Raw genomic sequence first — 13,489 nt, 5'->3', positions numbered from 1 at the left:
ACTTTTGAGGGATTAAACTCAAAACCAGTGGCTTACCAGAGCAATATCCGGCTGCCGATGCCCAGCATTTGCAACCGTTCACTGCCAATCCGCAGTTGCTGCCAGCGCAACTCCAGCGTTGTGTCATCCAGCGCCTGATACTCCGCACCCAGCCCCAGCATGACATCAACACCACTGTCCGGGTCTCGTCGGAATGCGCTGTGGCTGCTGCTGGTTTTGCTGCTCCAGCGATACAAGCCCATCGACATTTCAAGGTTCAGCCGCTCCAGTGGCGACACCACAAACACCTGATCCAGCAACCAGCCAGCGCCACCTACCGGGTGTTCGTCTTTCAGAGCCGCACGCAATTCGGTCGGGTTGGCCGTACCGCTGAATGTCACCTCGGCATCGCCCATATCCAGATAGCTGAACTCAAGCGCCAGATGCGGGGCGTATTCATACCCCAACCCCAGCTGATAGCCGAAGCGTGAGGTGTCGTAGTCGTCCACCGTGATGGTTTGGCCTTGCTGCTGCAATTGCTGTTCAAAGTCGCTGCTGCTGTTGCTGCCAGCCACCTGTAAAGCACGCACCAGGATGTAAGGGGCATGATCGTCCGTGGTATCAAAGCTGTCAGCCACCGCAGCCTTTGGCGTCAGCACAGCGCTTAGTACCAGAGCCCCCGCACTCACCCCCAACCCCACAATTCCTGGCCCCGCTGTCAGCAGGCGTTGTGGCAGCGGTTTACCGGACGGCTGGCGGGACAGCCACAGGGCCGCGCCCAGCAGCAACAGCCACCAGCCACTGACCGCGCCACCCGAACGGGTACTTCGGGTTGTGACGCCCTCCAGCGACTCGGAGCCTGCCGTGGACAACACGCTGACCGCACCCGGGTCTTCAACCGCGCCATTGGCTTCGCCATCAGCGTCGTTTGGCCCGCCGTCTTCAATGGTCAATTGCACACACAAGTGTCCTTCGGTCAGGCCCGCAACCCAGGACGCATCCCCCGGAGGCGGGCAGAAGCCCATGGCTCCGGCAGCAGAATGCACGCTGTTGTTGTCGTCTTCGACAAAGTCCATCCAGACGCCATTCTGGTATTTGCGATAGACCGCATCGGCTTCGATCGCCGCGTGCAGTGGCAGCACTACTTGCACCGAGCTTCCGGCCACTGGCAATTCAGCGGCGATGAAGTCGAAGATGCCTCCCACCGGGCGGTGAGAGCTGTCGCTGCCAATGCCTTCCAGCGCCTCAAACTCGGCCTCGTAAAGCAGTGCACCACCACTGCTGCCTTCCATCGCCAGCCCTCCCAAACGGCAGTGCACGCCGGGGTCACACTCAACCACATGACTGCTGCTGGCAGTGGCAATTTCTGGCAACAGATTGCGCTCAGCCAGACTGTCGAGGTAATCCGGAATACCGTCGCTGTCGGCGTCGCCCGCACCTTCATCGGCGTCTGCAATACCATTGCCATTGGTGTCGGTTTCAGCAGACAGCACCAATGCAGTGTCGATCACCCGGAAGTACAACGAGGCATCGTCCACCAGCCCCTGACTGTCGGTGACTGACACTTCCACCCGGTAACGCCCCGGCGACAGGTTGGCCGGATCGAAAATCAGGTTTTCGGCGCTACTGCTGGTATTCAGCGACAGCACCCGGGTATCGGTATCGGCCCAGCTCAGCGTGACGGTATCGGCAACATTGCCATCCGTTGCCGTGGCCAGGAAGGTGACGTTGCCACCATCGCGGGCAATCGTGGTAGACAGGCTGCTCGCCTGGGACACTTGCAGGTTCACTTCAGGTTCAATATTGCCTTCCACGATCGAGATACTGACGCTGGACTTGCGGCCGGCATTAATATCATTCACATCGATGGCATTCGGGTCGTAGCCGGCTTGCAGATCCTCGTCATCGGAGGTGGCATCGTCCAACGCAATGATCAGTGTTTCCGTGCCTTCGGCAACGCCGTCATCAAGCAACTCGAAGCGGATATCCTCGCTCACCGAGCCTGCGGTAAAGATCACGCTACCGGCCTCCAACGTATGGTCTTCGTCGTTGGCACTGCTGGCGCTGCTGATCTGGTAGGGCACCTCGAATGGATAGTCCGGTGCAGGGCCGTCCAGCTCAATGCTGACCGTCACTGTGGAGCCTTCCACCTGACGCTCGTCCTTGCTGAAAGACACCAGTGGGCGAATACGCACAACCTGTGTCGCACGGCCTTCGTTGCCCTTGGCATCCAGCGCGCGGAACACCAGGTTATGCAAACCGGGGCGCAGCATGGCGGACTGGCTCTCGAAGCCGTCTACCGTGGCCGTGCAGCAGGCGTCGCCATCGACGTTGTCGCTGGTCATCGCCAGCAATGCCGCGTTAATGGCTGCGGAGTCGTCGGTCACGCCCAGCAGTTGGGCCAGCGTCACTCGGGTAAACACGGCGCTGGCATCCAGAGTGATGGCCGCCGGGGCGGTAATCACCGGTGGCGTGACGTCGTAATAATCATCGCCGTCGGTTGGGTCGGTGCCGTCTGTGACTTCCTGTTGGTTGGAAATATTGTCTCCATCGCTGTCCAGCAAGGCGTCCGTGTCGTCCAATGGATTCAAGCCGTAACGCAGCTCATCGCTGTCAGAAATGCCGTCGTTGTCGTCATCGTGATCTGTGCTGTTGGCGATGCCATCGGTATCGAAGTCGCCTTCCACCGTCAGGCTGAATGCCGCCAGCGACGCCAGATTGTTACTGGTGGAGCCATCGTCGACCGTAATAACAATGCCGGAATAGGTCCCTGCATCCCCAACTGACGGAGTACCAGACACCACTCCGGTGGTGCTGTTGATGCTCATCCACGCAGGTTGGCCGGATAGTTCAAAGCGGAAATTACTGCTGTCGGAGTCCGTTACCTGAGGGGTGAAACTGTAGGCCTGACCTTCCAGCACAGACGCTGTCGGAGTACCGGAAATCACCGGAGCGTCGTTAATACCCACCACGTTGATGGATACCAGCGCCGCTGCGGAAGCACCCGCTTCATCGTCAGATATCCGATAGCGAAAGCTGTCGTTGCCGTAGAAGTCATCATCAGGGGTGTAGGTCAGGGTGCCATCGAGATGATCGACCAACTCACCATTAAGCGGAGCCTGGCTAATCTCAATACTGGTAAGATCCAGACTGCCGTCGACATCGCTGTCGTTGGCCGCCACGTCGATGGCAACGGCCTCCTCTTCCTGGGTTTCGGCGGTATCGGCATTGGCGATCGGCACATCGTTGACGGCCGTCACACCGATGCTGACCACAGACTCATTCGACCATACCCCGCTGTCGTCCTGTACCCGATAGCTGAAGCTGTCGCTACCCGCGAAGTTGCTGTCCGGTTGATAGAGAACCAGCCCGTCCGTGCCGACGCTGGTCGTGCCATGTTGTGGCATTTGAAGCACTTCAATACTGGTCAGCACCAGAGTGCCATCCACATCGCTGTCGTTTCCCAGCACACCGATGCTGTGGGCGACGTCTTCCTGCAGTATCACAGTGTCGGCAACGGTGACCGGCGCATCATTCACCGAGGCCACAACAATGGTTACCGTGCCCTGCGCGGAGGTCGCGCTGGCATCGTCCGCCACCACGTAGGTGAAGCTGTCGCTGCCGAAGAAGTTCAGTGCCGGGGTGTAGGTGATGTCACCGGTTGCGGCATCGACACTGACAGCACCGTTACCCGGTTGCTGCACAACCGCAACGCTGCCGATATCCAGACTGCCATCCACATCACTGTCATTATCGAGCACATCAATCACCACAGCAGTGTCTTCATCGGTTGAGGCGTTATCTGCTGCGGCAACCGGTACATCGTTAACCCCCGTAACCGTAATGGTCAGCGTCGCAATATTGGAGTACGCCCCGAGGTAATCCTGAAACTGGTAAGTAAGGCTGTCGGTCCCTTCAAAGTCAGCACCCGCAACATACTCAATCCGGCCATCGACAACCGTTGCAGTACCCGCAACCGGGGCTTGCACGATCTCCAGTGAGGACGGCTCCGGACCGCCGTCAACGTCAGTGTCGTTGGCCAGTACATCAACAGTGACCGAGTCATCCTCATCAATGATGATGGTATCTGCTACCGCTACCGGGGCGTCGTTCACGGAGTCCACAAAAACAGTGACTGTCGCCTCGGCACTGCGGCCCTGATTCAGGTCTTCCACCTGATAGGTAAAGCTGTCCCTGCCGTTGAAGTTGGCATCCGGCGTGTAGGTAATCACACCATTGGCCGTATTCACGCTGGTCGATCCGTTCTCAGGCGCACTGGCCACCACCACACTGGCGGGATTCAGTGCACCATCCTCATCCAGATCGTTGACCAACACATTGATTGCAACCGCAGCATCTTCAAGGGTTGAAGCTCCGTCGTTGTAAGCATACGGCGCTATATTGCCAACGGTGAAGCTGAGCACTTCAGGGTCAGACAACCCGGGCCAGCTATTACCGTTAACATCCGTTACCAGGCCCGGGGCCGTCAGCACGTAATATTCGACCATCGGGTCAAGTCGTAACCGCGAATTAGTGACCAGCGACGAGCCATTTAGCGTCAGATCACTGATATCGAAATACCTCGCCCGACCAGTCTCAGCCTCATAAATGGTCAAGCCGCCAATACCTGCTACCACAGGCTCAGAGAAGGTGATGGTGAGATTGGTGTTATAGGCCACCCCGGTTGCATTGTCCGCCGGAATACTGGAGACAATGGTCGGCGCAGTGCCATCGTAGCTGCTCGTCATTTGGCTGCTGGTCACCGCCGGCAAAGAACCTGACGTTGCTTGCAGATTAAAGGTTTCATCCGTGCTACCAGCCACCGTGTAGGTCACGGTCAGACCCGTAAAGGTGGCAACACCGGACGCCGGGGTCAGAGTGACGGTCGCAGCATTGCCATCGGTGTCGCCGCTGGCCGACATCTGTACGGAGCCAGCGCCGTTCACTTCTGCCAGCGTCACAGCGGTTGAATAATCACTATCGAGCAATCCGGCAGCATCGACAGCCTGCACCACAGGTACCGTCGTCAGCGCAGTGGCGTTGCCATTACTCACGCTCAATGGCACGGGTTGGCTGCTAAACTGCAACGCCGTGGCAACCACGTCGGACGTCAATGTACTGGTCGTCACCGCTGTCAGGTCACTGCCAACAGCCGACTGATCATCAGCGGTCAGGGTGAACGACTGCTGATCCGCCGTCGCGGTGTAAGTCAGTGATGTAAAGGTCGCCAGACCATTAACCGCAGCCACGCTGCTACCGGTCAGGCTGCCAGTACTGGCTTCGGTCAGGGAAATGGTCTCGCTAAAATCGAGGTCCAGGTTACCAGCAGCATCCTGCGCCGCGATCACCGGCTGGGTTGTCAGTGCCGTGCCGGATACCGAGCCCGCGGGCTGGGTAACGACCACCAGCTGGCTGGCCGTCACACTCAACGGCGTCCCTGTGCCGTTGGTCAGCGGAGTCGTTGTGCCAAAACCGGTGCCCGACCCCGTCGTGATCTGGGAATCGCCATCGAGGCCAAGCACCACCGTATGCCCATCGGTAATACCACTATTGTCATTGAAGTAGGCGCTGATCGTATAGGTCTCGCTGCTACCACTGGCAACCGACACAGACAGGCCGCTAAAACCGAGTATGCCAGCGCTGTATCCACCGCTGGCATTGCTGACATCCGGACCGTTCAGGTACCAATGGATGCTGGCCAGTTCCGCTTCATTGGCCGTGCCCGATACGGACAGCTTGATTTGCGATATCTGCAACGCTGCGGTGTCCGCAGTCGCGCCATCGGTCAGAGTGAAATCGAACAGGTCGACGGCCTGGCCCGCGGTAATTGCTGTGGTAGGGAGTGCTACCGGCTCGATGACACCACTGGCAGCAGAGACCGTCGCGTCTCTGTCGAAGGCCGTCAACATCACATAAACCGTACCTAACACCGCAGAAGCACCATCACCGTCATCCAGGCTAATCGTAAAAGTACGCATAGCATTGATCGGCGAGCTGCTGATGTTTTCATAGGTCAAGGCCCGCAGCAGCACTTGAACCCGAGCTGGCGTAGCATTGCTGTTAAGACTGATCTCGAGCGAGGCACCCGCTCCGATGGTGTTCACCAATGTACCAATAACCGTGCCGGAAACCGCCACAGAGCTACCGCTAGTGGTACCCGTCAGCGAAACCGCACCTGACGTATCGATGCTCAATTGGTCTTGCGAAGGCGCCCAGCTTACACCGGTGACACTGAGCGTACCGCCGGAGAAATCCGCTGAATCCACATCCGTGATGACGGCATTACTACCAGCATCCAGCAGCACTGGACTGCCGCCCTCGGTAAATTCCACCGTGTCATAGTTCAGCAAGGAAGCGGAAGCCGCATCGTTCACCGCCGTCACGTTGAGCGTCACACTGGCGGCGGTGCCATTCTCGCTGCCGTCATTAGGGGTGATGGTCAGGGTCGCCGCCGAGTTGCTGTTCAGCGCCGTGGTGTACTGAATCTTGCCGTTGGAAAGGTAACTGCTCAGCGCCGATGTGGTGCCCGCCAGGGTCATACTGGCAGAACCGGAATTACTCACCGTGACCGATGAATACGTACCGTTGCCGTCGCTGGACGCAATCGAGCCTGCCCCCACCGCAAGCGTCAGGGTAACGGTGTCGCCATCGCTGTCAGCCACCGAAACCCCACCATCAAGAATCGTCGTGGCCACGTCTTCCGTCACCGCAGCAGAGGTTGGCACACTGCTTAGGGTTGGCGCTGAATTGGCCACAACCGCATCCCCCTGCACCACCTCAAATGGCATATCCGCGGTCGTCCAATCGAAAGGGTTATCTCCTGAGTCGGCCAGGTAATAGGCATTGCCGCCGGTATAAAGATCGGTTTTCAACTGGCCACTCATGTTGGAAAAGGCATTTTCGTAGTCGAAATAGGCAATATCCGAACAGGTGCGCGGCATCAGGTAAAAACTGTAGAGCGTCCCCGACGTAATTGGCACGATGGCATCCAGGGTAATGGTCGCGAACCCCGACCGCCCCGTCAGATGATCACCATTGGGATACACATCGGGCAAGGGCGCAGACAGCACCTGAGTGTGAATCAGGTTCGAGCTGGAGGCGTCATAGGCTTCTGCCATACCTTCATAAACCACCAGCGTACAGGTACCACTGCCATCGCCATCATTCGGCACCCCGATGCTGGTCAAAACCCCGGTTTTGGTGGCCGTAAAAGACTGCCCCTGAATCCAGGTCGTCGTCCCTGTGGAGCCGTCGTTCGCCGTATTGTAGGGGTCATAACCGGCAGGATCATAGGTGATGGTCACCGGAGCGGCCTGCACCGAAGTGCCACCGATCATCAACGCTGCCAGAGCCAGCAAGCTGGTAGCCAACGGCCGACGGAAGATCCGCGTTATAAGCTGCTCTTGATGATGCACTGCTGTTTGCCAGCAGGATAAAACAGACCGCTCCATAGTGGTTTACCCCAACAATGACGGTGAATAACAATGAGTGACGGCTCAGGTTCGATAAGACCCGGCTTCAACTCCGACTGGGAAAAGTCCCTGTAAGGTTGATCTGATAATTCACCGCCAACGAAGGCTGGTAGAGTGAAATACCCCTTGCGCCGCCCGGTATAGCAACCGGTAGGTTATGTTGCTGAGGAATTTCAATTTGAGTAGAAACCGCCATCTGCGGTAACTCGATGGAAGCGCCACCCAGAACGAAAGTACCGTTATCTGGCTCTCCCTCCAGATAAGACGCCGCCAGGGTTGAGCCACTTTGACCATAAGCCAGAAGTGAACCGTCGGCGGGAGCCTGAACGCTGGGCCCTGCAAATGCGGGTTTGTTGCCTGCTTGCTTTGCCGCAGTAATGCTCACCGTTGCGGACCCTGATTGAGTCACCGCGGCCACGACAGGCACCGTAACCTCAGGAAGCGAGACAAAAGCCGTCTGAGAGGGCATATCAATGGGCGTCAGGATATGGTTATCAGATCCAAATTTTTCGCCCATGTTTCGTTGAGGTAGACCCGCGCCGTCCCCAAAACCAATGGCGGTGCGCCCTTGCAAATCAGGAAGACCAAACGAGTCTCTGCCATTGCCACCATAAGCAGTGCCCAGTAATGCAAACACCGCTGTATGGCTGCTAATTGGCAGAATTTGCCCCATACAGCAGGCATACCCTCGGGTCGCAAAATTGAACCCGGACGGATAGATAAAACCGATGTAGCTTTCCATTGCGTTACCCTCTCTTCTCGTTGATCTGTTCCTGTATGTCTGCCAGACAGCCTGCGGCACCAATCCCAAACAGGCACATGCCTGCCTCAAAGCCGTTTAACAAAGCAAACTGGTAGCCGCTGAAGTAACCGCCCGAGGTCACAACCACATCAAACGACACACACCCTTCACGGGTTGCCACCAACCAGCCCTGCTGTTTATCAATCATCACCACCGTGCCGGCGGCCGCACCAAAGGTCGGCTGCGGCTGCACCGTCGCCTGCATCAAATGGAACGCCCCCAGCGGGGTGTGCACTTCAAATCCCTGCGCCGGGTTACCCGCCCGACAAGCGCGGACAATCTCTTGCGCGCTGTGGGTCCGGTTCAGTTGCAGGTCCTTTGGCTGCAGCGCTGACGCCTTGTAATCGGCGTCGCTCCAAGGCCGTTGGGGTTGCCACTCAAGCGAGCCTTGTTGCAGTTGTCCAAGCGCCTGTTCAAACAGATCCGCAGCGCTGTGCATCAGCTTGAAGGTCGCCGATTGGGTGGTATCGAAGGGATGCAGTGCAAGGCGGGTTTGCAGGCCAATATCGCCAGCGTCGATGTCAGCGCTGACCTGATGCAGGGTCAGCGGCAGTTCATCCAGACCATGACGAATTTGCCAGTAGATCGGCATCGGACCGCGATAGTTGGGTAGGTCTGATGCATGCAGATTCATTAACTTGCCCTGAAAATAGTCGATCAGCGGTGGTGGAAATATTTTGCCAAACGCAAACGACAAGCCGATATTGGCCCGCCACTGATCCAACTGTTTCAGCAAGCTGGCAGGTTCGGCGCTGGGGTATTCCAGCAGCGTAATGCCATGAGGTTGCAGGGTCGCTGCCAGTTGCCGGGCGTCCTGACGTTGTTGGGGCTGGTCGCTGAAGTAAATAACCACCGCCGCCAATTGCCCACGTTGAGCCAACCGCTCGATCAGCGGCAGACTGATACAGCTGGAAGAAAACACCACCACCCGGGCAGGACTGTTCATGGCAGTCACCCGACCTTGACCGGCAGGAAGCCCGTCAGCCCATTGAGGCGGTAGTAAAACTCCATGGTGTCGCCGCGGTTCAGCAGCAAGTCGTCTGGCATAACGCCATTCGGTTTGAAATCGACGCAGACTTCCATCATTGGCAATGGGTGGGTAATACCGGACTGATATTGCGTCAGCTTGCCATCACCAAAGGTATCGAACTCGCTGTACAGCACCAGTATGCGGTTGGCCAGATCATTCCGATTTTCAGGCAAGGTCAGCCGGTTACACAGCACCAATTGCTGGCCGTCTTGCAGGGTGAGCAATTTGGCCCCGGCAATGCTGACCTTGTTCAGCCGCCAGACTTCCCCCAGTTCGACCCGATCCGCCTGGGCTGCTGCGTCCAGTTGCAGCGGCTGCTCCGCTTTAGCACTGGTATCGGCATCGGTATTGGCATTGCGAAACTGCTCAACGTATTCCGTTTGGCCAACCACCATCGCCGCCTTGATCACGACGTCTTTGGGCACCAGCTCACCACTGTCGCGCAGATGCGGCAGCAGGCCATGGGCAATACTGAAGTGGGCTTCCTTGGAAAAACCGTGCTGGGACGCCTCCAGCACCAGAACATCGATCGGGCTGGACGGTGCAAAGGAGCAGGCATCGGCGGTTGCAATGGTATCGACCTGGTCTTCCAGACCGAGGTCGGCGACCAGTTGCCTGAGGGTTTGGGTTGCCCCTTCATGGATATCCACCAGCGTCACCTTGAGCTGGACACCCAACGCGGCCGGGAAGCGGTCGTTGGCCTGGTAATAGCTCAGCAAAGGCAGTAACAGGGGTGCAAAGGGCCCGCAGGCTGGATAAAGAATATGAATGCAGTCCCGGCCCTGCTGACGCGCCAGCTCACACTGCTGCCGGATCAGCACATCCATGCCGGTTCCAAAGGCATCCAGACGGCTGACGTCCTTGATGGTGGTACTGCAATGAATGGGGGAAAGAACCAGACCGGAAGCATGCACAAACTGGCGCGTGGCAATCGCTTCAGCCAGCTTCGCTTCCTGCATCGACAGCATGGCCTGCTCATAGGCCTTGTCGTGCAGAGCAACACGTTGGGCGTAGCCAAGATCGGTTTTCAGCAGCATGGCTTCAGCAATCGCAATGAAGCTTTCACGCAAGGCGAGCTGCCGCTCGGTAGCGCTCATTGGCTCCGACGCAAGTGCCATTAACTGCTGACGCAGGGACTGATTTAACAGGCTTTGTACGACGGGGTCCTGGGCGCTGTCAGAGGCCGCAAATTCACGGCCAGATATACCGAACGCCGGGGACTGATGGGGGCCAGCCACGGGCTGAGCCATACATTTTGACATACGCGCTTCCTTGCCTGCTTATCCAACCTGCTTGGTGACAGGGTTTATTGGTATTCGGGAAGGCCTGCGCGAACTGCTTACTGGAAAAGGGTTATCGCCGACAGGAATCCCGACTCGACTGCATGATCGTTTTTCATACTGTAGATCACCCCTGAGAAACCGCTGTCAAAATCCGGCATTAATCGTTTAAAAATAGTCCACCTGACACTTTTTTACACATCGTAAAGGTCTAGGGTCCCTTGTATTAAAAGTCAGCACCTTTGATACCGATGATTTTATATGCTCGGAAACCGCCATATATTCGGCGTTAATTTGAATAATGTTTTATAAAACACATATTCATATAACAGCCGTGTAGAAAACACTTGAGCCCCTCTGAAAACAGGGAAGATACGGAGTCTTGTATCATAGGGACCTTAACAATTCCGGAGCCTGAATATGTGCGATGAAGGGCAACCACCAGACGTCAGGGACGGCCTTACCCGTAAACAGCGGGCGATTCTTTATTGCCTGCACCAAACCCAACAGGAGATGGGCGGCCGCAATGTGCCCACCATCATGTTGTACGGGCGGGTATGTGAGTTGGTGGACATCAGTCAGCAGGAATTCCAGACGCTGTTGAACCAGATGGTGGGGAAAGGCTAGGTCTGGAGTTGAGCGGGGAGCGTAGACTCTGGAGTCTGGGCTTCAGGATGTAGGCTCGCGAATAAATTCGCTCCTACGACAGCCTGCAACGACAACACGGGCGCCAATAAAAAATCCGCGGTGATGGGCATCACCGCGGCTTTGTTTGGTCGGATAGCTTGCGCGATCAGAAGCTGTAGGTAGCGCCTACAGTCAAGCGACGACCGTCCAATACCACGCCGTAGGTATCACTGGTGATTTCCTTGTTGGCGACGTTGTACAAACCGCCCACCAGCTTGAGGCTGTCGGTCGGGTTCCAGGTGGCACCAATGTCAGCAATGGTGTAGCCCGGTGTGCCTTCCGTCATGCTGCGACGACCGAGCGAGTCGGAGGTAGCGCCGCGGTGGCTGATTTTGCTCCACAGGTTGATGCCGCTGTCGCCGTACCAGTCGAAGCTGAGGTTGGCCATGCGCAGGGGAATCTTGTTCAAAGGCTCGCCCTTGTAGTCGCCGGTTTTCTGCTCGGAGTCGGTCCAGGTAAAGCTACCGCCCACTTCCACGCTGTCTGACAGCCAGCTCTTGGCCGACACTTCTACCCCACGCATTTCCGCTTCGCTGATGTTGCGATAGGTGCTGAGGAAGTAGTAGCTGTTGCCGCCGTATTCACACTCGTAGTTGGTGTAGTCATCACGGCCAACGTCGGTGCTGCTTTCACACAAACGGTCTTCGGCAATCTTGTTTTTGAAGGTGGTCTGGAACACGGTCACGCTGGCGTTGACGTAATCGTTGTTGAGGATGGCACCCATCTCGTAGTTGACGCTGGTTTCCGGGTCGAGGTCCGGATTACCAATGATCAGGGCACGGGAAATCGCAGTGCCGTCGGCGGTCTGGTTAGGTGAACCACTGCCACCAGTGCCCTGACCAAACCCTTCCGTTGCACTGGGCAGGGATGGCTGTGAATAACCGGTCGATACACCGCCCTTCAGGGTGAAGGTTTCGGTGGCACGCCAGTTGGCATAGACCCGAGGCGAGAAGTGGCCACCAAAGAATTCATCGTCGTCGTAACGCAGGCCAGTGGTCAACGCGAGGTCATCGGTCAGCTGCCATTCGGCTTCGGTGAATACGGCACCAATCCAGCGGTCCATGGTGTCGACGGCACCGTCAACGCTGGCGCTCAGCAGGCCGTTGGTTTCGTTCACCAGGGTTTCCTTACGGTAACGACCACCGAAGGTGTAGGTGTTTTCGGCGCCCATGTAGGTGGCCTGGCTGTTAAGCGTGACGATTTCTTCCTGCTTGTCGGTGGTTTGCACCTTGTCCGACAGGTCTTGCTGCAAGTAGGTGTCGACCATCAGGTTGCCGTAGTAACCGTTGTGGGTCAGGACGCGCACTTCCTTTTCGTATTCGTAGGAAGATTTGGTGTCGTCGGCCGCCAGCGATTTACCCGGCGTGTGGGTGTAGCGCTGTTTCGACTTGTCGTACGACAGCCCCAGGCGGTTGCTGTCGTTTGCTTGCCAGTTCAGCCGCGTACCAAAGGAACGCGTGGCGGAGTCCGGGTTACTGGCGGCAGAGTCGTCTTCACCAACAAAATCACTCTCGTCGGTGTGTTCAAAACTGCCGGTGAATTCAATGCCAACGTTGTCGGCCAGCGGGCCACCGACGTACAGGTCGGTGTTGTATTTGTCGTTGCTGATGTCATTGAAGGATTTGGTGTAGTCGGCCGAAATGGAACCGCCCCACTCTTCTGGCGCAACGCGGGTAATGACGTTCACAACGCCACCCATGGCCTCAGAACCGTAGAGCGATGACATCGGGCCACGCACCACTTCCACACGTTCAATCATCGACAGCGGCGGCATGCCAATTTGTTTGCCACCATCGGCGCCATTGGTGTTTACGTTACGGCCGGAAGACAGCGGACGACCATCCACCAGATAGAGGGTGTAGCTGTCGTCCATGCCGCGAATGCTGATGTCCTGCATATTGGCGCCACCGTTCACGTAGACGCCGGGAATGTCTTTCACCGCATCCACAATCGAGGTGTAGGACTGCTTGCGCAGCTCTTCCTGTGAAATCACGGTGATGGAAGCCGGTGCATCAATCACCTGCTGTTCGCGGCCGGATGCCGTTACCACCACTTCTTCCAGCATTTGACTGTCTTCTTCCGCAGCCAACACTAGCGGACTGAACCCTGCACTTAACGCCGATATTGCGACAAACAGACCCTTGCGCGGGAACCGTCCCTTTTCCATTGACTGCAACACACCTACTCTCCAGTTCAGGCTCCGGCAGGCAAAAGAAGAATGATTTGCCTTCCGGAATTT

6 protein-coding genes are annotated in these 13,489 nt (G+C 57.1%); 1 reads left to right on the top strand and 5 read right to left on the bottom strand.

Annotated elements, in window-relative coordinates; translation table 11 throughout:
• Positions 1-32 precede the first annotated feature (32 nt).
• The 4 genes from G516_RS0106560 to G516_RS21370 all read right to left on the bottom strand — a co-directional run bounded on the left by G516_RS0106560 (position 33) and on the right by G516_RS21370 (position 10,545).
• Positions 33-7,337 carry a tandem-95 repeat protein gene (locus tag G516_RS0106560; RefSeq protein ID WP_169449503.1) on the bottom strand — a complete coding sequence of 2,435 codons (7,305 nt, stop codon included), beginning with the start codon at positions 7,335-7,337 and terminating at the stop codon, positions 33-35.
• Between the two features lie 160 nt (positions 7,338-7,497).
• Positions 7,498-8,193 (bottom strand): phage tail protein, encoded by a 696-nt coding sequence (locus G516_RS23770; RefSeq protein WP_051219016.1) that lies wholly within the window; start codon positions 8,191-8,193, stop codon positions 7,498-7,500.
• 4 nt (positions 8,194-8,197) lie between these two features.
• Positions 8,198-9,199, bottom strand: coding sequence for a methionyl-tRNA formyltransferase (locus tag G516_RS0106550; RefSeq protein ID WP_028292973.1), 1,002 nt, complete (start codon positions 9,197-9,199; stop codon positions 8,198-8,200).
• 5 nt (positions 9,200-9,204) lie between these two features.
• The gene (locus G516_RS21370) at positions 9,205-10,545 is read right to left on the bottom strand and encodes a hypothetical protein (protein WP_051219015.1); all 1,341 of its coding nucleotides are present in this window, start codon (positions 10,543-10,545) and stop codon (positions 9,205-9,207) included.
• A 438-nt stretch (positions 10,546-10,983) separates the two neighbouring features.
• Here G516_RS21370 and G516_RS0106540 point away from each other — a divergent pair, with 438 nt between their 5' ends.
• Positions 10,984-11,190 carry a hypothetical protein gene (locus G516_RS0106540; protein ID WP_028292972.1) on the top strand — a complete coding sequence of 69 codons (207 nt, stop codon included), beginning with the start codon at positions 10,984-10,986 and terminating at the stop codon, positions 11,188-11,190.
• Between the two features lie 166 nt (positions 11,191-11,356).
• Here G516_RS0106540 and G516_RS0106535 read toward each other — a convergent pair whose 3' ends face one another.
• Positions 11,357-13,429: a TonB-dependent receptor domain-containing protein gene (locus G516_RS0106535; RefSeq protein ID WP_156878972.1), complete on the bottom strand. Its 2,073-nt coding sequence runs from the start codon at positions 13,427-13,429 to the stop codon at positions 11,357-11,359.
• Positions 13,430-13,489 lie beyond the last annotated feature (60 nt).

This window comes from Oceanobacter kriegii DSM 6294, from assembly GCF_000422845.1.
Lineage (GTDB): Bacteria > Pseudomonadota > Gammaproteobacteria > Pseudomonadales > Oceanobacteraceae > Oceanobacter > Oceanobacter kriegii.
The sequence above is the reverse complement of the archived record's forward strand: the minus strand, read 5'-3'. Positions and strand labels throughout refer to the sequence as shown.

What these genes read in the sequence shown, in the direction of transcription:
- G516_RS23770 (WP_051219016.1), bottom strand. Translation starts at nt 8,193, where the DNA reads ATGGAAAGCTACATCGGTTTTATCTATCCGTCCGGGTTCAATTTTGCG.
- G516_RS0106540 (WP_028292972.1), top strand. Translation starts at nt 10,984, where the DNA reads ATGTGCGATGAAGGGCAACCACCAGACGTCAGGGACGGCCTTACCCGT.
- G516_RS0106550 (WP_028292973.1), bottom strand. Translation starts at nt 9,199, where the DNA reads ATGAACAGTCCTGCCCGGGTGGTGGTGTTTTCTTCCAGCTGTATCAGT.
- G516_RS21370 (WP_051219015.1), bottom strand. Translation starts at nt 10,545, where the DNA reads ATGTCAAAATGTATGGCTCAGCCCGTGGCTGGCCCCCATCAGTCCCCG.